At 41.1% G+C, this 26,125-nt stretch carries 26 protein-coding genes and 3 pseudogenes; 16 read left to right on the top strand and 13 right to left on the bottom strand.

Annotation, left to right across the window (positions count from 1 at the left end):
- Nucleotide 1: 1 nt before the first annotated feature.
- Together HC246_RS25110 and HC246_RS25105 are read left to right on the top strand one after the other, a co-directional pair.
- Nucleotides 2-1,261, top strand: a complete 1,260-nt coding sequence (locus HC246_RS25110; protein ID WP_169366159.1) for a hypothetical protein — start codon at nucleotides 2-4, stop codon at nucleotides 1,259-1,261.
- Between the two features lie 9 nt (nucleotides 1,262-1,270).
- Nucleotides 1,271-1,972 (top strand): hypothetical protein, encoded by a 702-nt coding sequence (locus tag HC246_RS25105; protein WP_169366158.1) that lies wholly within the window; start codon nucleotides 1,271-1,273, stop codon nucleotides 1,970-1,972.
- Between the two features lie 55 nt (nucleotides 1,973-2,027).
- On the opposite strand, the gene HC246_RS25100 is transcribed toward HC246_RS25105, so the two are convergent.
- Nucleotides 2,028-3,041, bottom strand: coding sequence for a PDDEXK nuclease domain-containing protein (locus HC246_RS25100; RefSeq protein WP_169366157.1), 1,014 nt, complete (start codon nucleotides 3,039-3,041; stop codon nucleotides 2,028-2,030).
- A gap of 93 nt (nucleotides 3,042-3,134) precedes the next feature.
- On the opposite strand from HC246_RS25100, the gene topA reads away from it, so the two are divergent.
- From topA to HC246_RS25075, 5 genes are all read left to right on the top strand, one after another.
- The gene (gene topA / locus HC246_RS25095) at nucleotides 3,135-5,402 is read left to right on the top strand and encodes a type I DNA topoisomerase (protein ID WP_169366156.1); all 2,268 of its coding nucleotides are present in this window, start codon (nucleotides 3,135-3,137) and stop codon (nucleotides 5,400-5,402) included.
- 71 nt (nucleotides 5,403-5,473) lie between these two features.
- Nucleotides 5,474-5,725 (top strand): type II toxin-antitoxin system ParD family antitoxin, encoded by a 252-nt coding sequence (locus tag HC246_RS25090; protein ID WP_169366155.1) that lies wholly within the window; start codon nucleotides 5,474-5,476, stop codon nucleotides 5,723-5,725.
- Nucleotides 5,725-6,048 carry a type II toxin-antitoxin system RelE/ParE family toxin gene (locus tag HC246_RS25085; RefSeq protein ID WP_169366153.1) on the top strand — a complete coding sequence of 108 codons (324 nt, stop codon included), beginning with the start codon at nucleotides 5,725-5,727 and terminating at the stop codon, nucleotides 6,046-6,048. The genes HC246_RS25090 and HC246_RS25085 overlap by 1 nt, the downstream gene beginning before the upstream one ends.
- Before the next feature lie 173 nt (nucleotides 6,049-6,221).
- Nucleotides 6,222-6,524, top strand: coding sequence for a hypothetical protein (locus HC246_RS25080; protein ID WP_169366152.1), 303 nt, complete (start codon nucleotides 6,222-6,224; stop codon nucleotides 6,522-6,524).
- An 18-nt stretch (nucleotides 6,525-6,542) separates the two neighbouring features.
- Nucleotides 6,543-7,730, top strand: coding sequence for a DUF3293 domain-containing protein (locus tag HC246_RS25075; protein ID WP_169366151.1), 1,188 nt, complete (start codon nucleotides 6,543-6,545; stop codon nucleotides 7,728-7,730).
- A gap of 18 nt (nucleotides 7,731-7,748) precedes the next feature.
- On the opposite strand, the gene HC246_RS25070 is transcribed toward HC246_RS25075, so the two are convergent.
- Nucleotides 7,749-8,126 carry a hypothetical protein gene (locus HC246_RS25070; RefSeq protein WP_169366150.1) on the bottom strand — a complete coding sequence of 126 codons (378 nt, stop codon included), beginning with the start codon at nucleotides 8,124-8,126 and terminating at the stop codon, nucleotides 7,749-7,751.
- A 145-nt stretch (nucleotides 8,127-8,271) separates the two neighbouring features.
- Here HC246_RS25070 and HC246_RS25065 point away from each other — a divergent pair, with 145 nt between their 5' ends.
- Nucleotides 8,272-8,514, top strand: a complete 243-nt coding sequence (locus tag HC246_RS25065; protein WP_169366149.1) for a DUF4926 domain-containing protein — start codon at nucleotides 8,272-8,274, stop codon at nucleotides 8,512-8,514.
- Between the two features lie 8 nt (nucleotides 8,515-8,522).
- Nucleotides 8,523-11,861, top strand: coding sequence for a transcription-repair coupling factor (mfd, locus tag HC246_RS25060; RefSeq protein WP_169366148.1), 3,339 nt, complete (start codon nucleotides 8,523-8,525; stop codon nucleotides 11,859-11,861).
- 42 nt (nucleotides 11,862-11,903) lie between these two features.
- On the opposite strand, the gene HC246_RS25055 is transcribed toward mfd, so the two are convergent.
- Genes HC246_RS25055 through HC246_RS25045 form a run of 3 tightly spaced genes read right to left on the bottom strand, consistent with a single transcriptional unit; the run spans nucleotide 11,904 to nucleotide 13,035 of the window.
- Nucleotides 11,904-12,251, bottom strand: a complete 348-nt coding sequence (locus HC246_RS25055; protein WP_169366147.1) for a XisI protein — start codon at nucleotides 12,249-12,251, stop codon at nucleotides 11,904-11,906.
- 30 nt (nucleotides 12,252-12,281) lie between these two features.
- On the bottom strand, nucleotides 12,282-12,641 hold the full coding sequence (locus tag HC246_RS25050) for a type II toxin-antitoxin system PemK/MazF family toxin (RefSeq protein ID WP_169366146.1): 360 nt from the start codon (nucleotides 12,639-12,641) through the stop codon (nucleotides 12,282-12,284).
- On the bottom strand, nucleotides 12,628-13,035 hold the full coding sequence (locus HC246_RS25045; protein WP_169366145.1) for a hypothetical protein: 408 nt from the start codon (nucleotides 13,033-13,035) through the stop codon (nucleotides 12,628-12,630). Before HC246_RS25045 ends, HC246_RS25050 begins: the two co-directional genes overlap by 14 nt.
- Here HC246_RS25045 and HC246_RS27100 point away from each other — a divergent pair.
- Both HC246_RS27100 and HC246_RS25040 read left to right on the top strand, forming a co-directional pair.
- Nucleotides 12,999-13,118: pseudogene (locus tag HC246_RS27100) on the top strand (helix-turn-helix domain-containing protein); the annotation flags it as partial. The gene HC246_RS25045 and the pseudogene HC246_RS27100 sit on opposite strands and share 37 nt — an antisense overlap.
- A gap of 173 nt (nucleotides 13,119-13,291) precedes the next feature.
- Nucleotides 13,292-15,460 (top strand): AAA family ATPase, encoded by a 2,169-nt coding sequence (locus tag HC246_RS25040; RefSeq protein ID WP_169366144.1) that lies wholly within the window; start codon nucleotides 13,292-13,294, stop codon nucleotides 15,458-15,460.
- Nucleotides 15,461-15,543: 83 nt separating this feature from the next.
- Here the strand turns inward: HC246_RS25040 and HC246_RS25035 are convergent, their stop codons facing one another.
- Nucleotides 15,544-15,747: a hypothetical protein gene (locus HC246_RS25035; RefSeq protein WP_169366143.1), complete on the bottom strand. Its 204-nt coding sequence runs from the start codon at nucleotides 15,745-15,747 to the stop codon at nucleotides 15,544-15,546.
- A gap of 130 nt (nucleotides 15,748-15,877) precedes the next feature.
- Here HC246_RS25035 and HC246_RS25030 point away from each other — a divergent pair.
- Nucleotides 15,878-16,066 (top strand): annotated as a pseudogene (locus HC246_RS25030) (YrrC family ATP-dependent DNA helicase); the annotation flags it as partial.
- Nucleotides 16,067-16,088: 22 nt separating this feature from the next.
- Here HC246_RS25030 and HC246_RS25025 read toward each other — a convergent pair.
- The 4 genes from HC246_RS25025 to HC246_RS25010 all read right to left on the bottom strand — a co-directional run bounded on the left by HC246_RS25025 (nucleotide 16,089) and on the right by HC246_RS25010 (nucleotide 19,737).
- Entirely contained in the window at nucleotides 16,089-17,075 is a 987-nt protein-coding gene (locus HC246_RS25025) for an aldo/keto reductase (RefSeq protein WP_169366142.1), read from the bottom strand.
- A 31-nt stretch (nucleotides 17,076-17,106) separates the two neighbouring features.
- Nucleotides 17,107-17,733: a flavin reductase family protein gene (locus HC246_RS25020; protein WP_169366141.1), complete on the bottom strand. Its 627-nt coding sequence runs from the start codon at nucleotides 17,731-17,733 to the stop codon at nucleotides 17,107-17,109.
- An 87-nt stretch (nucleotides 17,734-17,820) separates the two neighbouring features.
- Nucleotides 17,821-19,338, bottom strand: a complete 1,518-nt coding sequence (locus HC246_RS25015; protein WP_169366140.1) for a relaxase/mobilization nuclease domain-containing protein — start codon at nucleotides 19,336-19,338, stop codon at nucleotides 17,821-17,823.
- Between the two features lie 9 nt (nucleotides 19,339-19,347).
- Complete coding sequence (locus tag HC246_RS25010; RefSeq protein WP_169366139.1) at nucleotides 19,348-19,737, bottom strand: plasmid mobilization protein; 390 nt, start codon at nucleotides 19,735-19,737, stop codon at nucleotides 19,348-19,350.
- Nucleotides 19,738-20,530: 793 nt separating this feature from the next.
- Between HC246_RS25010 and HC246_RS25005 the strand changes: the two genes are divergently transcribed.
- Genes HC246_RS25005 through HC246_RS24990 form a run of 4 tightly spaced genes read left to right on the top strand, consistent with a single transcriptional unit; the run spans nucleotide 20,531 to nucleotide 22,548 of the window.
- The gene (locus tag HC246_RS25005) at nucleotides 20,531-20,872 is read left to right on the top strand and encodes a hypothetical protein (RefSeq protein WP_094536122.1); all 342 of its coding nucleotides are present in this window, start codon (nucleotides 20,531-20,533) and stop codon (nucleotides 20,870-20,872) included.
- Between the two features lie 26 nt (nucleotides 20,873-20,898).
- Complete coding sequence (locus HC246_RS25000) at nucleotides 20,899-21,126, top strand: hypothetical protein (RefSeq protein WP_169366138.1); 228 nt, start codon at nucleotides 20,899-20,901, stop codon at nucleotides 21,124-21,126.
- 14 nt (nucleotides 21,127-21,140) lie between these two features.
- A complete protein-coding gene (locus HC246_RS24995; protein ID WP_169366137.1) occupies nucleotides 21,141-21,860 on the top strand; it encodes a P-loop NTPase family protein in 720 nt (239 codons plus the stop codon).
- Nucleotide 21,861: 1 nt separating this feature from the next.
- The gene (locus tag HC246_RS24990) at nucleotides 21,862-22,548 is read left to right on the top strand and encodes a DUF6753 family protein (protein WP_169366136.1); all 687 of its coding nucleotides are present in this window, start codon (nucleotides 21,862-21,864) and stop codon (nucleotides 22,546-22,548) included.
- 98 nt (nucleotides 22,549-22,646) lie between these two features.
- On the opposite strand, the gene HC246_RS24985 is transcribed toward HC246_RS24990, so the two are convergent.
- The 3 genes and pseudogenes from HC246_RS24985 to HC246_RS24975 form a co-directional block, all read right to left on the bottom strand.
- The gene (locus HC246_RS24985) at nucleotides 22,647-23,786 is read right to left on the bottom strand and encodes a MurR/RpiR family transcriptional regulator (RefSeq protein ID WP_169366135.1); all 1,140 of its coding nucleotides are present in this window, start codon (nucleotides 23,784-23,786) and stop codon (nucleotides 22,647-22,649) included.
- 78 nt (nucleotides 23,787-23,864) lie between these two features.
- Nucleotides 23,865-25,361 carry an ATP-binding protein gene (locus tag HC246_RS24980; protein ID WP_169366134.1) on the bottom strand — a complete coding sequence of 499 codons (1,497 nt, stop codon included), beginning with the start codon at nucleotides 25,359-25,361 and terminating at the stop codon, nucleotides 23,865-23,867.
- An 18-nt stretch (nucleotides 25,362-25,379) separates the two neighbouring features.
- Nucleotides 25,380-26,125: pseudogene (locus HC246_RS24975) on the bottom strand (tetratricopeptide repeat protein); the annotation flags it as partial.

The following is a 26,125-nucleotide window of genomic DNA, read 5'->3' as shown; positions in this document are numbered from 1 at the left end:
TATGGTCTTTATTCAATCATCAGAAGCATCACAAGCAAATTCCCAACAACTAGCGATCGCTCAAACTACGATTGAGGCTTTAGCCGAATTACTAAAACTTTTACTAGCCAAGAAAGAGGATGAACAGCAAAAAGGCGATGCAGGTAAACAAGAAGCTGAGGCGCAACCATCTGGCTTTAGTGATGCGGCGTGGGACAAGGTTGCTAAGGAATGGGATCAGGACATCATGGATGATTGGTGGCGCAGATATCAGGCTGCACCCGATCTTTCCAATACTGCGGCTACTGCGACAGATAACAGTATTGTCATCGCCAATCCGCGCGATAAAGATGAACCTGATTTTGCGATGTTGCCTAACTCGCCAATTAAACCATCGCCTTTATCTGGTAGCGATCGCCATCCACTTCCACAATCATCACAGCCGCCAATGCCAGTCTTGGCTAAGAAAAACTACATCGATGTTGAGTCACGCGAGATTACTACTAAACAAGAGCAATCAGCCGCGCTCAGTCGCGATACCGATGGTGATGGCATTAAGGATGTGGATGAAATCCGCATGGGGTTAAACCCTCGAAGTCGTGATACGGATGGTGATGGTATAAGCGATCTCGATGAGTTGGGACGTTCTAATCCTTTATTGTTTGATGATTTTCGGCAACAGGTGATGGCGGCTGTCTCGGTGGCTCTAGTTACTAAGTTGGGTGTTGATGGCAAATATGAAGCTGAAGCCTATAGGATTCAGTCTCAAGATAATGTCTATGCGATCTCTGAGCAAGGTGGTAGTGAAATCGCGAAGTTTGAGTTAGCCAACAATCGTGCTGTGTTTAGTGCAGACTACACCACGCTCGACCAGCAAATCGACTTTACACAGACTGCTGTGCAGACCACCAATATCGATCTGGCTGACCTAACCCAAAAGCAAGGTTATCCCGATGCGATTGCTAAGATGGGAGATCTGGCTCCTGCTGGCTCTAGAGGGGTTGTCGTTGTCGATAATTTTCTCAGTCAGACAGGAAGAGAGACTTTTAAAGGTGAGAACTATACCTTGCAAAGGAATGAAGACGGCGATATCGCGATCGCCAACGATAGGGGGGAAAACATTCTGAGGACTGACAAAGGACAAATCACTGCTCAGTCAATGACTCCAGAGGATTTGGCTAGTTTTAAGCAGATTTTTCAACGCATGGGTCAACCTGCCTCAGTTGCCGATAAATTGCCTCGCTTGAAAATAGAGCCTATTAAACCCCAGCTAGAACGCTAGGAAAACACGATGATTACCGCTAATCCTGATGTTGATGTCGCCCAGTTTGTGACGGCTTTTAACCAGCTTGTTGATATTCACATGGTCAACATTTTAGCGATCGCTGAACGAGAGAATTATCCAATTAATTTGACAGATTTTACGATGGAAAATAAAGACGATGTATTCGATGAAGAATGGGATCTGGCTTACGCACCAAGCAGTAATCCCGATTCCGATAGTAATGAATCTCAACTGGTGAGTGTTGCTATTCAAGAGCAGAATCAGATTAATTATGCAGCACAGATTCAAGCGATCGCTCTGTCGATGTTTGATGGTTTGGCTAAACTGGGTAAAGACAAAACCGAAAATAAACGCGATGGTAATGAGCAAGAACCTTCGCAGACTTCCACTGACAAGGCGGCTAATGATGAACGTGACCTCAAGCTGGCGCGTGATTGTCGAGAACTGCTGCAAGTTCAGGGTAAAGAAGATGGCAATAATCTTATCTTTGAGCGTCCTGATGGCAAGGGGAATTACAAGTTCAGTCTCGAAAAAGCCTCGGATACGATGACTTTAAAGGCAAAAGATCGTCCTGTTAATCCGATTCTAGTGGAGTCGCAGGGGAAAATCATTGAATCTAATGTTACCGATCGAGATGCAGTCAATATCAGTAGGGCTATCGCCATGTTGAATGCACAGCAAACTAAGCCTCTTGAAAATCAGAAATAACAATGTTTACCAAATTCCAATTACACACTGAGGCTTGTATCATGTACAACACAAGTTAATTAGAGCGATCGCTCTCATCCAAAAGCCTCCTCAACTCCTGCTTTAAAGCCTCGACATCAGGCAGATAAAGCTGATATCTCGATACAAAAAGCTGATTGGAAATTCCTCCTGTGGCATACTCCACTAAAATCTCATCCTTATCTCGCGCCAACACAATTCCAATCGGCTCATTATCGTCTTCCATATTCTCTTCGGCACGAAAATAGTTTAGATACATATTCATCTGTCCTATATCTTCATGCCGCACTGCCCTTGTTTTTAAGTCAATTAAGACAAAACATTTCAAAATACGGTGATAGAAGACTAAATCCACATAAAAATGCGTATTATTTAACGTAATTCGGTACTGTTGCCCAATAAATGCAAATCCCTTCCCCAGTTCTAGTAAAAACTTCTCTAACTGCACAATCAACCGATTTTCTAATTCACTCTCAAGGTAATTGCGATCTGGCAAATCTAAAAACTCAAACACATAGGGATCTTTCACCACATCCCGCGCTGATTCGATTTTCTGTCCTTTCTGAGCCAAAGCCAAAATCTCTGCTCGATCCTTACTCATGGCAACTCGTTCAAACAAAGCCGAATCCTTCTGACGTTTTAGTTCCCTCACGCTCCAGCGATCGCGTATGCATTGCTGCTCGTAAAACGATCTCGCTAAATCATCCGAAATCGCCAAAAGCTCCGTGTAATGCGACCAACCTAATTTGGCAGACACCATCTGCCATTTTGGATAACTAACATAAAAGCGGCGCATATCCAAGACATTACGGCGACTAAACCCTTTGCCATAAGCTGTTTTCAAATCCCGTGATAATTGAGTTAACAACCTTGAACCATATTCTGCCCTCTCATTCCCCTTCTGCTCAAACTCCACAATGTACTGCCCAATTTGCCAATAAGTTTCTACCAAAAGCGTATTAACCTGCTCAAAGGCTCGTTGCTGCCCCTGTACCAAGCATTCACCAATGCGATCGATTAATTGCTGATAAGAATCGATTAGATCACTCATAAATTAGCTTTTAGTCTGGGATGACAGTATACCCCAATCCTAGAAATGAAAGTTAAGCCAGATTCAAGATAAAGTTTACACAGGTATAAAAATATGAAAAAGCTATTACTCGTTGAATCTCCATCCAAGTGCAAAACCATTCAAGCCATCCTTGGCGATGAATGGCAAGTGGAAGCTTCCTTTGGACACTTTACAGAACTTGCCAAAGATGGTGAAGATAGCTTGGGTTTTACCATGCACAAAGATACCAACAAAATTGAATGTCGCTATCAACTGACTGAAGGCAAAGGTCAACAGGTAGTCACTAAACTTCGCGCTGCTGTGAAGAATGCTTCAGAAGTGGTGCTTGCCACTGATGGCGATCGCGAGGGTGAGGGGATTGCATGGCATTTACAACAGCAATTGCATCTTCGTAATCCCAAACGTGCTGTCTATAACCAGATTACACCTACGGCGGTTAAAGCAGCGATCGCCAATGCTCATCAGTTAGATTTGAACTTGATTTCGGCGCAACGCGCTAGACAATGTTTGGATCGGTTGATTGGGTTTAAGGTTTCGCCTTTAGTACGGCGGACAAGTGGCGGTAGCTCGGCTGGTCGGGTGCAGTCGGTGGCTTTGCACATTGTCTGTCAGCGTGAACGGGAGATTAGTGCCTTTGTGCCGATTACTTACTGGTCTGTATGGACGGAATATGCTGAAGGCTTCACGGCTTTCTATGCGGGTAGTAGTGAGATAGAGCCTGTGCTTGACGATCAGGATGTTACCGATGATGCGGCGGAAGTGAATACGGAATCTACGGTTGAATCAAAACGGGTATTGTCGGAAGCGGAAGCAGCCAGAATTATTCAAGTTGCGCGTAATCATCCCCATGTCGTTCGCGAGGCTACGGGTGTCACTGCTCAGAAATCACCGTTGCCGCCTTTCATTACCAGTTCGCTCCAGCAAGCAGCTTCCGTGAGATTAGGGCTATCACCTGAAGAGACAATGAAGGTGGCTCAAGAGTTGTTTGAGGGTGTCGATTTGCCTCAAGGTCGTAAGGGTTTGATTACCTATCACCGCACTGATAGCACCAGTCTTGCGCCTGAGTTTTGTGCTGAGGTGAAGGAATGGCTGTCGAAACACGATCCTGATAATGTGCCTAAAAAAACTACTCGTTATCGTGAACAAGCTAATGCTCAATCCGCCCATGAAGCGATTCGTCCTACCTATTTGAGTATTACTCCAAAAACGGTGAGAGACCATCTCAGTGCGACACAGCATCAACTCTATGAGTTAATCTGGCGCAGAGCCGTTGCTTCTCAATGTGCGAATGCTTTGATTCAAAAAAGTCGGGTGATTATTCAGGCAGGTTCGACGCTCTGGCAAACTAGGGGCAGTATTCTCACCTTTGCAGGTTATACGCGCTATTGGAATGATTTGAGTAAAGATAAACATATTCCTGCGTTAACGAGCGGTCAGACCTTGGCTTTGGCAAATGCGGGGTTTACGCAGAAGCAAACTCAACCTCCTGCTAGGTATAGCGAGGCGAAGCTAGTACAAGTGCTAGAACGTCAGGGTGTGGGTAGACCGAGTACGTTTGCGGCGATCGTCAAGACGCTTAAGGATAGAACCTATGTGTTACTCAAAGGGAAGGTTCTCGAACCTACGGCTTTGGGAATGTCTACGGATGATGTGTTGCATAAAACTTTCCCTGATCTGCTCAGAGCCGATTTTACCGCAGGCATGGAGACGACTTTGGATGAAATCTCGGTGGGTAAGTTGGAGTGGCAAAGCTATTTGATTGGTTGGCATCAGTCCTATTTTCAGCCGATGTTGGCGCGAGCTTATACGAATCTCGGTGCGGATTTACAGCCAAGTAATCGTAAAAATGAGCTTTCAGATGTGGCTTGTCCTGATTGTAGTCATCCGCTCAGTAAGATTCCTTCTAAGAAGGTGAGTGGTGGGCATTTTCTCAAGTGTGAGCATGGCTGTGAGAATCTGGTGATGTTTTGGAGCGATCGCTGTAATCAGTGGGAGATTCCTCAACCGAAGGGTGAGAATGCAGTAACGGCGGAGGCGACTAGTTTTGCTTGTCCTGTTTGTGGTAAGCCTTTGGCTAAGTTTCCCTATACTAAGGATGGTGTGGATAAGGTAATGTTGAAGTGTGCGGATGTTCAGGCGCGGCAACGCAAGGATCATGCGGATGTGGTCTTTTTCTGGTCTTCTCAGGAGAGGTGGTGGTCGAAGAAGTTTGGTGATCTGGATGAGGCGGCTAAGCCGAATTTGGGTAAAGCTTCAAAGGGTAAGGAGAAGAAAGCTGCTCAGGGAAAGCCGAAGCGATCGAGTAAAGTGGCTAAACCTAGTCCGAAAAAGTTGCCTTGATTATAGTGTTTGACAAAAATTGGCAATATTTGCCATAATTGAATAGTCAGAAATATACATAACTACTAGCTATGACTACAGTAAATATCTCTGTTCCTGATTCTATGAAAGTTTTTATAGATGAGCAGGTTTCTAAAGGTGGCTACAGTACTACGAGTGAATATATTCGGCAGTTGCTGCATCAAGAGGCGGAGAGGGTTGCTCAAGCGCGTTTGGAAACTCTGCTGTTAGAGGGTTTGGATAGTGGTGAAGCGATCGAGATAAATGATGATTGGTGGCAACAAAAACGGATTCAACTTCTAGAGAGACTTCGCAAAAAGTAATGACTAGAAGGATTTTAATTAGACCGAGGGCTAGTGTTGACCTTGATGAGCAGTTTGCTTATATTGCTGAGGATAATTTTGATGCTGCCTTAAATTTTTTCGATGCTGCAAGACAGACTTTTTCACAGTTGGCGCAGTTGCCTAGCATTGGAAGTATTTACGAGGTCAAAAATCCGCGTCTGGTTGGTTTGCGAAAGTGGTCAGTGAAGGGTTTTAATAAGCATCTCATCTTCTATTTAGATCGGAATGATTGTATTGAGATTGTTAGGATTATTCATGCTGCAAGGGATGTTTTACAGGTTTTAGCAGAAGAAGATTTATAACTGGGGATTTAAGCGATCGCCTCTCAAAAAAATCAGTCAAACAGCGATCGCCACATAGTTTGTTTTGTGTATGCTCATCAAATGTAAAAACATTCCTTACTATACAAGACGATTTTGATGAGGTATGGGTATATTGTTATGACTAAACTCCAAGTCTCAATCAAGGGGGATATATGAAAACTAAAGGATATGGCTTTTTTATTACTGAGCCAAACGCTTATAAATCATTAGAATGCAATATCTGCGGTGCTGAATGCCTAGTTGAGCGTAACTTGCCAGCAAAATCAGGCTTTATATCGGCTATGGCGAGGATGGATAAACCTCGTGATGAATTTTCTTGTCCCAATCTAGAGGAAGAATGGCATGAACAGGCAGTACAACTCGTAATGGAAATAGAGAAAACGCCAAGCAAGCGTCTTGCACAACTAATGCAGCAAGATCTAGAAGATTTACTTCACGAAAATAATATTCATTAATTATTGGAGATTACTAATATGTTCAGATACTTTAAAGACTTGGAAAAATTAGCAGATGCGCTTCATGTTGAGCATTTTGCAACTATGGGTGATGAATTGAAGTGTAGAGATTCACAAGATCTCGCTGTAGAAGTACTTGCTTGGATGGAAGCGCATAACTTTGATATTGTTCCTGTGGAAAAAGACGGGGAGAAATCTTTCTTTATTGATAGGGGAAAAGATCTCACAGATCTTGCCGATGGAGAAATTATCGCAAATCGTATGAAACCAATAAACTTTAAGATGGTTCATCCTGATGTGTCGATTAAAGATGCACTAACAGAACTAGTAAAAAAGAAATGGTTCTTTGTCGGGATTGATAGTGAATTAAAGGGAATTGTTACTCTGGCAGATTTGGGTAAGCCTACAGTATCTTTTTACTTGTTGTCTAATCTTTTAATGTTGGAGTCTGGTCTCAGAAGACTTTTGGGTTCATACACTGACACTCAAATTCCTGATGCTGCTCCAGAATATGGAGACACTTTTCCTAGAACAATTAATGAGATTAACAAAACCAAAGATTTGAAAACTGCTCTTAACCTTCCATTGGGTGACAAATATTTCAGAAAATCGACAAAATATCTTATAGACTTGCGTAATGCTCTGGCTCATGGTCGTAGTATTGTAGATGAGTACAATGACATATCAGAAGCTATTGACTGTATCAATAAACTTGAATCTCTCTTAAGAGATGTCGGATCTCTAATCAAGGAGAGAAAAAATGTATGGGAGAAATTTGTTAAGACTCATGTCGTCAAGCGAATAGATATTAAAGAGATTGGGAAGTTGATAAATATCAGGGAAATTTGGGCTGGAAATAATGCCATGCCTAATTTGCCAATGAATTTTCCGATTTATGTGATATCAGTAGCTAACCCTTTAGAAGAAGTATTGTCAACTGATGAGAATGAACAAAGACACCGAGGTCTTCATGCTATTTTGGAATCTCGCAAATTAAAATTTGAAGAAGTATTCGGTGAGTCTCCTAATGGGAAATGGTCTGAGGCTAGTTTTGCTATTGAAGGTATAAGCACAAAAGATGCCTGCGAATTAGCCCAAAAGTTTGAACAAAGGGCAATTTTTGAGCTTACTCAAGACCAAATTAGAGTCATTTCAGTTGATGGAGAATGTCAAAGAGAAGATGAGCGCTGTCGATACGATAGCTAGTCATGTGTAAAATTTGTGTTAAATCTTGTCAAATTCGCCTGTCTCATAACATTGCCAATGTTCACCATTAATAAGAACTTTACAGTGATTGTTTTCAACTGCGCGTAGATGTCTAGCAATTTCTTCTGAAGACAACTCTGAGCTATCGATCTCTTTGGTTTCATCGCCGATATTGAAGAGATCATTACTTTCGATAGCCTCTAACAGTGATGAATATACCGTTGTATTTTCGTCACTGCTGAGACAAACAATATATTTATCGCCCCAACGATACACCTGCTCAAGATCAGCACCAGCCCCAAGCGATTCAGTATCCCAATAAACACTGTACACAGGTTCTTCTTCCAAGAGCGTTTCTAACTCTTCATCACTAGGAAATTGGCTATATTTAGTCATTGTAGTAATTGCTGTTATTGCAGATTGTCTCAATTATTCTAATACTTTCAGGCGATCGCCTATAACAACCTTGCTACAATAAGCATGACCCGCAACCCTTAAACCATAGCCAATGAAATTAGCCTATTGATTTAGAAAAACAACTATGAACGACATCCAAGAATATGACCTTGTTGCTTTAACAGAAGAAGCGATTGCTACGCATAAAGTTACTCATCAGCAAATCCTACTGCGACGAGGACAAATGGGAACAGTTTTAATGTCCTTTGATAACCAAGCATTCCTAATCGACTTTACCGATAAAAAAGGCAATACCTTCGCTATGGAAACAATCGAACCTGTCAAGCTATTACGCCTTATCAATGAACCTGAATTAGTCTATTCATGACTATACCCATGACCTTCACATCAGTCCTAGAGAACATAGCCCGATCGCCGATCGCCACAAAAATAGGCGAGAAACTCAAAACAGCCAAAAGCATATCCCTGTCAGGACTATCCCGCTTAGGCAAAGGACTGATTAGCACCCACCTATGCCAACAACAAACCAAACCATTACTCATCGTCACTGCCACAGTCGAAGAAGCAACCCGATGGGCTTTACAACTCCAGTCCATGTCATGGCGCGTCTATCTATATCAACCCCTTGATACATTTCCCTACGAATCCGCTCAAATCGATTTAGAAACCGCTTGGACAAGGATTGAGATATTAGCAGAGCTGCTTGCCAAACCACAGCATAACTTAGCGATCGCTACCACCATTAACGCTCTACAACCCCATCTACCATCCACTCAAGTTTTCCAAAAACATAGCCTCTATCTCAATATCGGTGATTCGCAATCAGTTAAATTACTTGCCGAGGCTCTGGCAAGATTAGGATATGAAGAAGTCAAAGAAGTAAAGGAATCAAAACAATGGAGCCACAAAGGATTTAGTTTTGAAGTATTTCCAGTTAATCGAAATCTACCAGTGCGCCTAAGCTGCAATCGCGGCACTGTCGAGAAAATCAGAGAGTTTGACCCAACTAATCCTAAAAGCTTCACTGACCTATCCAGCATAGCGATCGCCCCTGTCGATTTGTATGAGTTTGTTTATACTCATAAAGCCACATTACTGGATTACTTACCCAAGGATTTTATTGTCGCTATTGATGAACCCGAACAATGTCAGAGCTATGGCGATCGCTGGTACGAAGCTGCGGAAGAACTTTATCAAAATCAATCGCAAGCCGATACACCGAAACTGCATTGGGACTTTACTAAGTGCATGACTGAGGCGAAGAAGTTTCAGATGCTTCAACTTAGCGAGCGATCGCTTAAACCCAGAGCCAATATTTTTGATTTTGCCAGTGCCTCTATTCCCATAGTTCCCCATCAGTTTGACCAGATTGCAGCCCTGATTCGCGAATATCTCAACTCAGAATATCAAGTCACCCTGATTTCGGCGCAACCTTTGCGTGTGGCAACCTTGCTCAAAGAGTATGACTGTATTGCTAACTTTGTCAGTGATCCTGATGATTTACAGTCAATTGCACGAATTCAGAAAGCTGGTAAACCAGTGATTTTAAAATATTCGGGACTGATGGAGATGCAAGGCTTTGTTTTGCCTAGTTGTAAGCTTGCCCTCTTGACAGATCGCGAATTATTCGGACAGCAATTACTAGCATCACCAACCTTTGTGCATCCTTCACGATTGAATACGGCTAAGTCAGTTAATCCTGACGAGCTAAATGTTGGTGATTATGTCGTGCATCGTAAGTATGGGATTGGCAAGTTTACGCGCTTTGAAACCATTGAAGTGAAGGGAGAAAAGCAACCGCATTACATCGTTGAGTTTGCTGATGGTAAAACTGCGGTGGCGATCGCGCCAGAAAATGAGAAGATCCTCTCCCGCTATCGTAGTGCTTCTAACAAGCCTCCTAAGTTAAATAGCATCGCCAACACAAAGGGCTGGGATAACGCCCTGAGCAAATGTCAAAAGGAGATTTACAAGTTAGCAAGGGATTTACTGCAACTCTATGTCCGCCGCGCCAATTTAGTCGGCTATGCTTTTCCACCTGATACCGATTGGCAACAGGAAATGGAGGATTCTTTTCCCTATCAACTGACACCAGATCAGGTCAAGGCTGTTCAAGATGTGAAGCAAGACATGGAAAGCGATCGCCCAATGGATCGGCTGGTTTGTGGTGATGTCGGCTTCGGTAAAACAGAGGTGGCGGTAAGAGCAATTTTTAAGGCGGTTTGTGCGGGTAAACAAGTGGCTCTGTTAGCTCCGACGACGATTCTGGCACAGCAGCATTTCCATACGCTCCAAACTCGGTTTGCGGCTTATCCTTTCACTGTGGAGATCGTGAATCGGTTTCGCCCTGCGAAGGAGCGCAAGCAGGTGTTGCAACAGGTTGCCGATAGCAAGGTGCAAGTCATTGTCGGTACGCATCAGCTTTTGTCTAAGGATGTTGAGTTTCACGATCTGGGTTTGCTGGTAATTGATGAGGAGCAACGCTTTGGGACTTTGCAGAAGGAGAAAATCAAGGCGATGAAGGGAGATGTGGATTTATTGACTCTGAGTGCTACGCCGATTCCGCGTACTCTCTATGCAGCGCTTTCTGGGGTACGGGAAATGAGTGTGATTGCGACTCCTCCTCCCTCAAGGCGATCGATTCAAACCCATTTGTCTGCTTATGATGCGTCACTGGTGAAAACAGCAATTCGTCATGAATTAGACCGTGGTGGTCAGGTGTTTTATGTTGTGCCACGTATTGAGGGGATTGAGGCGATCGCTGTTTCTTTGCAAACAATGTTACCGAATGTGAGATTAGCGATCGCGCATGGGCAGATGCAGGAGTCGGAGTTAGAGTCGGCGATGGTTGCTTTTAATAACAATGAGGCGGATATTCTCCTCTGTACGACGATTATTGAGTCGGGTTTGGATATTCCGCGTGTGAATACGATTGTGATTGAGGATGCTCATAAGTTGGGTTTGGCGCAACTTTATCAATTACGCGGTCGCGTTGGTCGGGCGGGAATTCAGGCTCAGGCCTATTTGCTGTATCCGCCTAATCTTGAGTTGACAGATTCAGCGAAGAGGAGATTGGATGCGATTCAGGAATTTAGTCAGCTTGGTTCGGGCTATCAACTGGCGATGCGCGATATGGAGATTCGTGGGTTGGGGGATTTGTTGGGTGAGGAGCAGTCGGGTCAGGCGGATGTGATTGGCTTTGCGCTATATATGGATTTGCTTCAGGAATATATTAATGAGTTACGGGGGAAGATTTTGCCTGAAGTTGCGGATACTGAGCTTCAGTTGCCTCGTTTGGTTGCTTTTATTCCTGACACTTACATAGAGGACAATGAGACGAAGATTAATGCTTATTTGACTTTGGCGAAGGTGAAGTCGAAGGAGGAGATTCTCAAGTTGGCTGCGGTTTGGGAGGGTCTGTATGGGGCTTTGCCTGAAGAAACTCAGGTGTTACTCAGGGTGATGGAACTGAAGTTGGTGGCGCGTAAGGTTGGGGTGTTTCGCATTTATGCGTCGGAGGATGGGCGCGATCTGTTTCTAGAATCGAAGCTGACGGATTCGCTTTGGGAGTTGCTTCATGCGAAGATCCCGATTGAGTTCTATTATCGTTTCTCTTTCGAGAAGGGCAGAATTAAGATCACGAGTCTGGCTCTCCTCCCTGGGGATAAGCAGGTGCATTTCTTGATTGAGTGGTTGGGCTGTTTTTTGAATTGAGCTTTAGGCGATCGCTGTTTTACGATGTGATCATCTCAGAGCTTACGCCAAAGCATATCCAGTATGCGCTCTTACTTGAGGCGGATGAAAAGCTAGGACAATATGATCCTTGGGAACTCCTGCGGCAACCAGTTCTTCAGTAATGCCATCTTCGATACCATCATAGTGAATCCAGATTTTGTCGTTACGAATTTCACCATGAACAACGCATCCATGTACTCGTCTACTGTTTTCCCATCCTTCGCGCATCAGCATGAAGTGGTTGCGATCGCGGCTAACGACAACGTAAGCATTCACGTCTCCATAGCGATAGGGAAGATCGGCATAATATTGGAGCAGAGTTTCTAGGGTTTTGCGCCATGAATCTAGGGTTTTATCTGTGGTTGCCATTGAATTATCTAACCTTCTTTGATAAGGGCGTTACAGTTGCTTAAAGTTGTGTTCATTTTGAGTCAAATAGTTAGCTAGGTTTGCGATAAGGCGTTGATATCTCTCTATGGAAATATTGCCGATCGCTCCAATTACATTTTTATTAGGGATGACGGTTAGAAAGCTTAATCGGATGACCGAAGGACTAGTTAAGCCGCTTAATTCAAAGTCAGCATCATTAGGAGAAATGATTTCGTCAAAATTAGGGATATATTGCTTTAGTTGGGTACTTACTCCACAAACTAAAAGATCTTGATATTTTGGCATTTTCCTGAGAACTAGTGCAGGACGATTTTTGATGGCTCCATTGGATTGTGGAATAGGGGTAAGAATAATTTTACTTTCTTGCATAATTGCTGTTGTGTTCTTTGATTAAATCCAATGAGTACTCAGGTTCGTCTTCTCCATAGCATTGTTCTAAATTTTGTAAAGAGAAGGATTCGAGATTATCTTCTTGTTGTTGAGATAGGTTGCTATCAATGTTGATGGAATTAATGATTTGTTGCCAAAGTTCAACGGGGACAATTACATCGATTGTTTTGCCTTCGATGTTGGTGACGTAGCGGATACGGTTATCTGTTAGTGCGTTTGGTATTGCGATCATCATGATGATTATCCTCTTATCGTAGTTATATTTTATACTGCCGATCGCTGAATCTACAGTGCGATCGCCTCTCATCAAACCTAAGCAATCGGCGATCGCTCTTGCTTGAGGATGCTGATTATGATGGGCATTCGCTGTCAATGTTACAGAAAATTGCTGGCGCTCTCAATCAGAAGGTTGAGATTAAGTTTTCAGCGATCGAGCTTGAGACGAGTTTAGGGTAGTCGTTGTTTTAGTTTTCAGGAAAATAAGGATGATCTCTAGTAATTACGGGAAATAGGCTTAGTATTTAGAGAAGGCTTCCTGATTGACATATTTGTGATTAAATTACAAAGTGTATAAACTGAAACATTGAATCACCTAATACCCATATATCACCAAATATAAAGAATTTTAAATGAAAATAAACATCAAAAAAATTATTAGAGAGAATATATTTACTGATGATTTCGGAAATTTATCAGCAAATAATGAAATATCATTTGATTCAAAGAAATTTGTTGTTGTATATGGTCCCAACGGTACAGGAAAAACCAGTCTAGCACTTGTATTGAATCAGGATAAACAAGCCGAGTACACTATTGAAATTAACAGCACAACACACACTGAGAGAGAGACAAAGGTATTTCATGTTATAAATGACCAAAATGGTCGCAACATAATTCAGGGAAGTACGGAAGATTTTATTCTTGGTGACAACATAAAAAGAGAATACGAACTTAAAAGGCAACTTGAAGAAGGATTTAAGCATCTTTTCGACTTATTAGTAAAAGAATTAAAAGACAAATATCAAATTAAGACTAAGAGTCATAATTTTGAGGAGCTAGTAACGGACGATAGACTAAAGGGATATATTTCAGATATTGCTAATTCAAAATCAAAAGGTAAAACTATTGGTCGAGATGATTTCCTAAATTATATTAATAGTCTTGAAGAAATTGAAATCCCACCAATTAGGGAAGAAAAACTAGCATTGTTTATCAGTGACTATAGTAAAAATAATGAATCAATCATTAAAAATTTTTGTTCAGAAGTTGATTTGTCTTTATTTACAACAGAAGAAAATATTGAAAAAATAGAAGAAAGTGACGATGCAATTCACATTCTCAAAAAGTACCAACACTCAAATGAATGTATCGTTTGCGAAACACAAATTGAAACACTAACGCTTATTGAGAAAAAGGCTGCACAAAAGAGGCATTTTATTGAAAATTTAACTGAACACGCAAAAAAAATCATCGAAAAAATCATTCAAAAAAATAATGATAATGATGATTTATTTGGAATTAATTCATGTTTAAAAGAAGCGTTAAAAAACTGTGCAGTCGAAAGATTAAGAGAGGTATATGAAGAAATTAATAACTACAAGAAAGCATATGGAATATTAATCACCAACTTATTTGTTAATAAAGTAAGAGAAAGCAATCTCAATGCCATTTTTGATGAATACAACAATCTTGTACAAGAAAGACCAAGATTTGCAGATGAAGACATTATCTTTATTGAGAAGTTTCTGAATGATTGTCTCGATAAAAGAATCTCGTTAGAAAGGGATGAAAATGAAAATTTGAAATTACTTTTTGGAGGTAGAGAATTTCTAAATGAGGAACGCAAATCTTTAATGTTAAGTAATGGAGAACAAAACTTTCTTTCTCTTGCATTTGAGTTATTGAAAGCCAAAAAAGTTTCCGAAGACTTTATCATTCTTGATGATCCAATTTCTAGCTTTGATTCAATATATAAAAATAAAATTGCATATTCTATTCTGCAAATTCTTGATTCTAAGAAGACTATAATCTTGACACATAATACTGATTTAATAAAGCTCTTAGAACATCAACGAAAAAATTGTTTTAATTTATACTTTTTAAACAATACAAATGGTGAAGAAAATGGTTTCATTTTTATTAATCAACACGAGCAAAAAATTATATTATATTTACATGAGTTTATCAACTTATTAAGAGGTGATATTAAACAATATATTATCAATGAACGTGCATTTCTAATTGCAATTGTCCCCTTCATGCGTGGTTACTGTCAAATAATTGGAAATACTACACTAAAAAATGAACTGACCAAACTTATGCACGGATACAACAATAACATTGTTAACATTGCAAGTATATATAATGATCTGTTTGAAACAGATGTGATTGAAAACGATTATAGTATTTCAGCAATGGATGTTATTTCCTATGACGTAGATGGTGTTGAAACAATCTTAAAAGTTGATAGATTTCCTTTGCTAAACAAAACATTAATGCATACCTTAACATATTTATTTTTAAGACTTTCAGTAGAAAAGAAACTTGTCGATAAGTTCTCAATAAATACTAATAGGCACAATATGTTGACTAATATTATTACTGCCTCATTTCCAAGAGGTTCAAATAATCTGTCTGACACAGAAAATCGTGTATTCTTTCTTTCCAGAAAAACACTACTCAATGAGTTCAATCATTTTGAAATGGATATGAATATTTTTCAACCAGCAATTGATATTACTAATAAAAACCTAAAAAAAGAAAAAGAGGAGATACTGGAAAAGCTGAACAATTTGTAGCACTTATCTTAATTTTCGAGAAATTAGCCTTAACTATTGAATGTACTTGTATTGTGGGCGAGACAGCGATCGCCCTAGCCAAACTACCAAACAATCCTAACTAAATTCGCAGCACAAATACTGAGATCACAACTTAAAAGAGCTACCTGATTTCCTTGCTCCTCTACCACCAAAGCCGTTGATACAATCTGGCGATCATGCATCTCATTGATAGAAGTGAGGTTGACACTTTTCTCAATCACATCAGAATCTAATGGATAGATAGAGAGTCGTTTGTCTTGCTTCACTACCTTTGGATTGTCTATAACATAATCGTTTGCGCTGGTTAATTTGAGCGATCGCCAATCAATTGTAGCATTACAACATTTTAGCTAATAATGGTAAAGCGATCGCTACATTTATCCATCCTTTTGGTTCATGCCTGACAACACCGACTACCTCCAAGGCATCATCGAACGCCTCACCTTTCACTCCGAAGAGACAGGCTATACCGTAGCGCGGCTAAAAGTACCCAAGGCTCAAGACCTAATCACCGTAGTCGGTAACTTTGCCAATATTCAAGCAGGACAGACTTTAGCCCTAGAAGGCACATGGCGATCTGTCCCGTCTATGTTTCAAGCAAGTAGACTTAACGATTGAGCGCACTCATACTTTGGACAGGATAGCGATCGCCTGCGGCAATACCTTGAGGTGCTACGGCATTAATGCGATGGATATCTTCAGCAGTCAAAGTCACTGTAGCCGCACCGATATTTTCTTCGAGATATTTACGGCGTTTGGTTCCAGGGATTGGCACAATATCATCGCCTTGAGCCAAGAGCCATGCTAGGGCTAACTGTCCTGCGGTGATTCCTTTTTCATTAGCGATCGCTTTTACCTGTTCTACTAATTCGAGATTCTTGGCAAAGTTCTCGCCTTGAAAGCGTGGCGATCTCCGCCGAAAGTCATCGGGAGCAAAATCATCAGGACTAGCGATCGCTCCTGTGAGGAATCCTCTACCTAAGGGACTATAGGGTACAAAGCCAATTCCTAATTCTCGCAATGTTGGTAGGATCTCATCTTCAGGATCTCGACTCCATAGGGAATATTCTGTTTGTAGAGCAGAAATAGAATGGATTGCTTGAGCGCGGCGGATTGTAGCGGGGGCGGCTTCGGATAGCCCTAGATATCGGACTTTCCCTTGTTGGACTAGTTCTGCCATTGCGCCAACGGTTTCTTCAATGGGTACGGTTATGTCAACACGGTGTTGATAGTAGAGGTCGATGACATCTACTCCTAAGCGCTGTAGTGACGCATCACAAGACTGTCTCACATATTCTGGTTTCCCGTTAATACCGAGCCATCCTCCTTCAGCACTACGGACATTACCGAATTTAGTGGCGAGAATGACGCGATCTCGGCGATCCTTGATGGCTCGACCGACTAGCTTTTCGTTGGTGAAGGGACCGTACATATCGGCGGCATCGAGAAAGTTCACACCGAGGTCAAGAGCATGGTGAATTGTGGCGATCGCTTCTTGTTCATCCCCACTGCCATAAAACTCAGACATTCCCATACAGCCGAGTCCCAGTTCGGATACTTCTAGTCCTTGATTGCCTAGTTTTCTGGTTTTCATTGGTTGGTTTCTTGTTTGCTAATGCTCTACGTTAACCGATTTGATTCTCTTGTTGCCATTGCTCGTAGGAAATGCGTGGGAGGTCGAATTTATCAGTTGTCCGACAATAGTAGGCAGGTGAACCCATTCTACCGATGGGCGTAAATCCATCTATATGGTAGCGATCGCCAATGATGCTGTCATCCACATGAAACATCACGACTTCACCGATGATTAGATTGTAGGCTCCTAATGGCTGTTGGCTATGCAGTACACATTCTAAACTTGCTTTCGCTTCAGCGATGCGGGGAACTTTGACTCGTTTCGATTCGGCTTCATGGAGTCCAACGGCGGTGAGTTCGCTCTCTTCGGCTGGGAAGTTGGCGGCGGAGATGTTCATCGCGCTTAATAAATCTTCTGTTACGAGATTAACGACAAATTCTCGATTAGCGATAATATTGGCGGCGGTATCTTTTGGGCTGCCATCGTCTTTGTTGCCTATGCTGATGACGAGGTATAGGGGATTGCTACCGATCGCGTTAAAGAAACTGAAGGGGGCAAGGTTGATCACTCCTTCGCTATTTTGGGTGGTTACCCATGCGATCGGGCGGGGGACTACCAGATTTGTTAATAGTTTGTAGTTGTCTTGGGAGGATGTTGTGCTGGGATCTATATGCATAGTGAATTTTTGATCATCAGACGTGGGAATGGGCGATCTCTATTTTGTACCGTGCTTTAGCAAGACGCAAAACTGTCTCATGGTAGCTCATCCAATTTTGGCTTGTGAGTCAATACTTTGTTGCTGTGCTTGAGATCGATACTGCCAAGCCTGCTCAAATTGTTGGATATCAAATTCGCTTAAATTGGCAAATTCAATTTCCTGTCCCTTGACCTGCAAGATGATCTGGCGATCGCCTCGTAAACTCTCAACTGTCAGAGCATCTCCACTTCGTTGGATACTGTAAGAATTCTTGCCCGTTTCTCCAAAATTATCAGCCCCTAGTTCATTAAGAAGTTGATGGCAGAGCGCGGCGACCAGATGAGCTTTATCCATGCCTTCATGTTCTGGGGTGATTGAGAGCTTATTCTCAATCACATTCTCGGGCTGAATTGGGTTGGGTAATCGTAGAGATCGCAGTCTTTCTAGTTCCAGCGCAAGCTCGGCAAATAAACTATCTGGTAGTCCTTCGGATACTTGAGGAAGAGATTCTTGACTTGTCGCCTTAGAATTAGCTCCCTGCATCTCCAGAATAATTGGCATATCCCGCACTGGATCGTAACTTACCTGTAAATGCTTCTGGAGTCCGCCCCAGCTAAACTCTTTTCCCAATTCATTACCTTGAATGCTGTTATCTCCAAAACTATAGGAAATACCCTTAACCTTCTTATTGCGGGTGTATTTGACATGAGCATCCACTCCTGATTGTCGAAGCTGCTCAACAAACTGGGGCATGGTCATTCCTGCTTTTACTTGCTCCCTGATTACCAGCGATATATGAGATACAAAGTCAGAAGTACTAAGTTGGATTCCCCGCTCAGAAACATTATCCAGCCGTTTTAAAATACGCGGCAATGAATAAGCCTTGCCTACGCTTGAGCCAGCCATGCTCACACCATCGAATTTATAAGCAATACCTTTAGGTTTTCCCTTGCGATCTCGGTCAACCTTGACTTCAATCCCTTCACGATTTAACTGCTCAATAAAATCTGGCAGTGCTGTGGTGTTCGTTATGGCTAGGTCAATCCTGTCTGCAAGTTGCCTCTTGACTGTAGACTTGCCCGTTTGTTTCTCATTTTCAATCTGGTTTTTAGTTTGCTCTTGGCGATCGCTTTCCCAACTTGAAGGTACTGACTCTAATTCAAAGTCTTTTTCCAATTTTCGGATTACATCTTGGCTACGAATCCAGTCCCAGCTATCTGAGACAACGGAACCATCCATCTTCACTCGACTGGTTACTAAATGAATATGTTCGTGATTTTCTTGGTCAGTATGCTTTACAGCTATGTACTGATTGTTAGTGAATCCCATTTCTTTAAGATATTGCGCGATCGCCTTCTGCCAAGAAACATCATTAAGATGCTCATCAGGACTGAGACTGAGGATTATGTGGCAAACTGTATGCCCTAGTTTAGGGCGCAGTTGCCATGATAGAGAAAACTCAGTCGCTAGACTATATGGATTATTTCCATCCATATTCGTATCGATCACCGCTGCGCCAGTTTTCCCCATCACATAACACAGACAACCTTGAAAGCCACTTCCCTTAATAATTTTACCAATCATCCTTGTTTCCTACTTAGGTTTTACGCCTGTACTATCCGTAATCTGAGATCTCATCTCGGACATTAAGCCGATAAGTTGATTGAGACAGCCAGAGAACTCATTTAGTTCTTCAAGTTGTGACTGCATGGGACTCCCCATTATTACGCTTAAATTGGCATCATGCGCTAACTGGTTAACGTTGGTACCAATTTTATTCAACTCAAATTTAACCTGCCCTAACAGGTGGTATATCTTCCAGTCAACGCTAGCCACTTGGATTTGTGGTGATGGTGGATCGTAGTTAAAAGTTGCACATCGGACAAATTCGCTTGAATTAACATTCAGTTTGCTTGCTTTTTCCTCCAATAAAGCTTTTTCATCTTCAGTCATGCGTACCGTAAATCTAACGGATAAAGTCATTACTGCTATTCCTAAAGTTTATTTTGTACAAATGTTGTTGAACAAATATTCAAAAACAAGAAACTCGACGAGATATACTCGCCTGCCACAAATATAGTCTACATTTTTTCACGCAGACTTGAATTTTAAAATGTTTTAGATCTGCAAAAAATAATTTGCATACAATTAGTTACGGTTCAGTTTTTTTAATTGACAGTTTTGTTTTTTGTTAAAGGGGGAATCCAAAGGGGGAATTCCCCTTTGGCAAGCGTTAATGTTGCTGTCGAACAAAAATCAAACGTTAGTGCGATTTCTTGTCCGACAAGCAACATAGCTTGCCGCAATCGACACATATACCGCAAACGACGCAAAATCGTTCGCTCAATGTTGTCGATCCGTGAGAAATTGTCGAAAAAATTATATGAGCCTGTCGAAAAAAAATATCTACTCCGAACAAAAAATATGGAGTCAGTAGTTATTTTCTTTGGAAATTAATAGTAAAAATATATTATCGCAGCATAAAAAAACTCTTACTAAAAGCAAGAAAACTCTATACTAAAAATTAATTTTTCATCACTTCTACGTTATCGACTCTTAAATTAAGTATCTTTAAAAAGTCTTTTAATATTCGCAACTAAAAAAATAAAAACAAAAAAATACCCACTATTCTCTGTTTATAGCTATGATAAAGGCGCTAATAGATTTAGGTATTTATAAAATCAGTATGTTAGTAAACTTGCTGAGCGATCGCCATATCTGAGAAATGCGCTAGCTAAATTTAAAACAACCATGAAAGAAAAATATAGTTACAACAATGACTGAAAATATTTCAGATTCCACACTTGTGGAGCTAGACGCTGATAAGTTGGTAGCCTTATCCGATCAGTGGGCTAACTCCACACAAAAGTGCAATAAACTAAGGAAGAAGATAGACATTATCCGTACCCTTGAAGTAGGGATTAGAGCTTTAGTTGCTTCGGGATATTCCTATGATGCCGTCTGTGAAAAGCTGAAAGATGAACTGCATTTCACTATTTCTAATCCGACTCTCAGACAGTATCTCAAGAAAATCTCTGAAGAAAAAAAAAAGCTGAATCTAGAGAAAAACGCGCCGCCGCAAAATCAGTTCGAGCATTACACCAGACTCAATCGTTAATGTCTAATGTAAGTCCACAAACGGCTATGAGCGTGTCGGATCGTATTGCCAATCCAAATACGCCGCCTACATTAACAAAGCTTGCTGATTTAGAAAATAGCGATCGCTCCGAACCAATCTCAGTAGTAAAGCCAAACAGCAGTAAGGCAACCATCAAACCACAAAGCATTGTCCCAAAGTCTCTCCCCGTGGACGATGATGACTACGATGATGATTTGGCACAACAAAAAATATTGAAGTACTTCAATAGATAATAGGAGACAACATTATGGCAAATATCAACCTGATCGATGGGGAAAAAGGTGGTGTAGGCAAAAGCTGGGTCGCACGCACCATGTTGCAATACCTGACCGATAACAAAATTTCTTTCACCAGTATTGAAACAGATCGCAGTAACCCAACTGTCCTCGATATATACAAAGAATCTAAAACTGCTGTTTTCTCAGAAAATGAAAAAATGGCTGATGTCGCTGATGCCATTTTTGAATATGCACTCAAGAAAACGGTTGTCGTCAATTTACCCGCTCAGGCTCACCGAGCAGTGGCGAAATGGATTGACACCAAAGGATTACTAGATTTGGGTAAGGAACATGACGTGACATTTATCAAGTGGTTTGTCAGTGACGGTGAAAGTGACTCAATTAAGCTATTCACTGAGTCGCTAGAACATTATCAAGGCTATATCACCCATGTGTTTATCAAAAATTGGGGGCGCTGCGATGAATGGGATTACTTCAAAGCTCACGAAGAGATCCAGAAAGCGATCGCTGAATACAACGTTGCTGTGATTGACTTTCCCAAGTTGAGTGATGGTAGGCGAATCGAAATTAATGCTAAGCATCTTACTTTCGAGGATGCTTCAAATTACTCTGAATTTGGACTCATTGGCAGAAATCAAATCAAAACATATTTACGTGAAGCATACAAAGCTTTTGAGTCCACTGGGCTTCTCGCCAAAACCAAACAACCACAGGGATTGAAAGCCTAGTATGAATAGCGATCCCTTGCACAAAACCTATCTGGATATTGCCATCCATGACTATGATCCCGTGGTCAAAGCCAAAATCTACGAGATTGTGGCTAAGTCTGGCATTCCCCAGAACGATCCTTACATTGCGATTTTCTTGTCTAATGCCCAAGTTGCGGCAACGGTTGCCACTGCGCCAAATCTACTCCAAAGTGCCTTAGCTAAAGGCTTCGATGTTGGTATCCAAAAGTTCCGCGACTTTCTGGCAACTTTGCGCGAGACTGCGGTTAAGGAGCAAGAGGTGGCGATTAGTCAGGCGATCGCGAATATCATCAAAAACAAACAGCATCAGGAATCCCAAGGATATTGGCGGGCGATTAGCTTACCTTTCATTGGTTTCTGTGCAGGGATGTTGATGATTGGCTTAGCGGCGGGTCTGGTTTCGGGCTTGGCGATCGCGAAACTGTTTTTACCTACACCCAGTCTAAATGCCCAATCCGCTAGGGATTTGGAGTGGGTGGCAAGTGACAACGGCAAACTAGCTAGGAATCTCGTGGACTGGAATCAGGATATTTTGAAAACCTGCCTTCGGGATCAGCAAAACCTCAAGGAAGCTTTAATTATTCTCAATGGCAAGTATGTGACTAAAGGTTTATGCGCCCTATGGGTATTGCCTGAAACCCAGAGAGTCTATGAGGATCGCCGTTAATTCGGGTGCGGCAATACATGACTTAAAAAACACAATAGCTAACTTTTACTGCCCAAAAATGTTCAAAATTTCGTAATATTTACTTTTTAAGTCATCGTTTAAGTAGATTTTTTGACTTTTGTATTAGGCAAATTCGGTGTATTCGGTGCTAAAAAGTCTAAAGCGTTTGAAGTTGCAACGACACTTTCTTCTGATACTACTACCACCTTGGACTTTTTAGGGTTTTTGGGTTTCCTTATGGTGGGCGCAGTGTTGAATAATCGTCCGCGTTTACGAATTTCGTAGCCATGCTTGAGCAGCACTAGCCTAATCGTGGAATCGCTTAAGCCAAATAATTTGCCCACATTTTCTAGGCTCATGGGCTGGTTGTAAAGATCCCAATATTGCTTGGCGATTACAGCGTCTTCCTTGAATGCTTCGGCTTTTTCTTTCCGTGATAGTTCTTTGATGTCAATACCATTGCGCTTAATGATCCGTTCGACGGTTTTGCCTGTGACTCCAAACATCGCGCCTACTTGGTCAAAGTCTAGTCCTCCCTCGCAGACTAGTTGCCAATATTCTTGGGCGCGGGTATAGCCTTCCAATCGTTTTTGCTTTAGTTTATCTTCTTGCCTTTGTCTGATTCGTAGCAAAATCTGGCGGCGCTCTCTTTGCCTTGGGGTCAGTTTTGGTACGGCTAATCCTGCGATACCGCCTAATTTATGTTTTAGTCTTAATTTCAAACGGTTTTTGGAGTCTACGCTTTGTCGGATCGGGTAGCCGTTGCGCTTTAGTTCCTGCAATACGATCGGATGCGAGATACCAAATAGCTCGGCGGTTTCTCGCAGGGTTAAGTTGTAATCGTTGTAGGCTTTGTTGTATTGGGCGGCGCGATTGGCTGAGGTAACGGGATCGATGCCCCGACGAATGGGAATATTATGCTTTTCAAGGATTTTGTTGAGGGTTCTGGCGGCGACATTTAATTTTTGGACGATCGCTGACCTCGTTAGTCCTGATTGGTATAAGGCGATCGCCTGCTGCTCCATCGACATTCTCGTATGGCTGGCGCGTGAGTGTTTCGATCTAAATTCTGTAAATCCTGCGGCGACCATTGCGTTGTATACGGTGGAGACTGATGTTTTGCATTGTTTGGCAATATCTCGAATCGGATAGTTCGCTTCGGTATACAGTCGGATATATTCAGCCACTTGTGGCAGAATCTTTGGACTATGATTATTCTCTAGGTTCTGTTTGCTCATAATATAATTCTCATTGTCAATATTTAACTTGATTATATATAGTGATAAGTACAAACCAAATCACTAAAATATTTATCTCTAACGCTTTAGTAGGTGAAGTAGTTCTCTGCAATAACCTTCAGCTTTCTGTCTTTCGTGTGTTTCTATAACTTGATCACGAATATGAGCCATAGGATTCCTAACTTTGGCAAGAAGTTGAAAACATAAAGACCAGTAATTTTTGTTTTGCTTTAAAATTGGTTCAAATTGATTCCAGTGTGCTGCAATAATGTCATACAGATTCATTGGATAAGTAAAATCTAAAATATTTCCTGAAGCACGCCCACCAAAACTTTTCCTTTCCTTCTCCTGAGCCTGATAACATTGTTCTAACATTGTCTTTAATTTCGGACGACTAATCTCCAATTTTGACACCCAATCGTTTGTTTGATACTCATTTTCCATTACCTCAGTAATTACTAAGCGCAAGTATTTTTCAGTTTCTCTCCAAAGAACCCATAGTTCAACTGACCTCTCAACTAATCGCAGATAATCTGTAAAATGAGAAGAGAATCCAGTATAATAGCCATCAATAGAAGTTTGAATAAGACCATACTTAACTAGTCTCTCAGCGTCAACTTTTGTCGCTGTAATGACAGGACCAAATATAATCTCAAGTAACTTATCGAGAGAGCCATCTTCCTTGAGAATGTTAACTAAGTCATCATAATATTTTAAAAACTCAGAGACTGATATTTGAAGTGCCTTATCTAAATCTAAAGCTTTGTTGTCTAACCAAGATTTAGAAAGTTCAAAAGCCAGAGCCGAGGCTAAATATGGATGTCCACCTGTATTAATCCATATAAATTCAAAAAGTTCAGGACTAACTTCAAGATTTATCAAATTAAATTTTTGTAGTAGATGTACTAATTCCTCTTGATCAAAGCATTGAAGATATTCATCTTTAAAAATACCAGGAAGGTTTGATATATCTACTCTACAGTGATTGCAGATTTCTGTTAATGATCTTCTTGACAAAGTAACTAGGCTTACACTCCATTCTGGTTGATATGCTAGCTCTCTCAATGCCTGAAATCCTACTCCATCAGAGAAAATATGACGAGCCTCATCAAACTCATCAATCACTATAACAACACGCCAACCAACACGCTTAATTTTTTTAAAGAACTTTCGCACCTCATTTTGCAGATCTAACCAATGGAATTCTGTTTCCAAAATTCTCAACCCTTGCAAAAGTATTGCATTATTAGATAAATCAGTATCTTCTATAGTTTCTAGAGATGATTTGATGAATTCACGAAACAATTGCTCATGATTGTTGACATCAGGCAAGTTAATTCTAAACGATAAAATACGTTTTTCGATTAATAACTGTTGTGGATAAATCAGCGCATGATAAGCAAGACTAGATTTTCCAATTCTAGGAGCGCCTACAATTGCTAAATTACCAGGTCTAGGAGAATCAATAACAATTTGCTGAATAGTTCTTAATATATTTTGACGACCGACAAATTGCTCTCCATAAATAATTTTACCGTTGTCAGCAAATGGATTGTAAAAAGGATAGGTAGTCATTCTATTGTTATTATTCTTTTACTGATGTGCTAGTAACCACTCCTTAAAAAGGCTCACTCGAATACGAAATAGGGATGATTGACTTTTCTCAAGTACTTCCCTTTTAACAAGATCTTCTAAGACCTGATCAATGGGCACTGAAGTGCTTGCAACTATAGCAGAGCGATCACAGAATTGTTGTCTACGAGAGCCATGAGCTACACCACGAAGAACAGCCTCTGCATCTTTTTTTGGTATACTATCACTACTTGTATCACCAGCACTAGTTAGGTTGTCAAATACAGCGTCTCCAAGAGAATTATTTCCACTAATTAGATCCTCTTTAACTCGCTCAATATCAGCATCAGTAACATATATGGCTTTCTTGCGATTCATATACTCAACTAGTCTATTGCAAAAAATTTGGATGTAGTAAGGGCTACCTGCCGTTAATTCAATTAATCTAATAACAGCTTCTCCTTTGTATCGACTTTCGCCTGTTTCTAGAATACGAATAGGGTCAATAATCAACTTACGAGCATCATCAGTTGACAAATAAGATACTCGCTGGCTTTCTGCCACTTGAAACTCATTAGGAAAACTTTCAATAAATTGAGGCATAACATCTTGTCCAACTAAAATAGCACCAAAATATCGCTTTTCTAGCAATGCCTTCCAAGATTTCATAAAAGTATCTGGAATCTGATTTCTTTTAATCTCTCCATAAATATATGAGAATTCGTCGATCAGAAGCATAATTTTTGCATCTTTAAATTCGTTAATTT

This window comes from Pseudanabaena yagii GIHE-NHR1 (assembly GCF_012863495.1).
Taxonomy (GTDB): Bacteria; Cyanobacteriota; Cyanobacteriia; order Pseudanabaenales; family Pseudanabaenaceae; genus Pseudanabaena; species Pseudanabaena yagii.
Note: the sequence above shows the minus strand (reverse complement) of the source record. Positions and strands in the feature narration are given on the sequence as shown.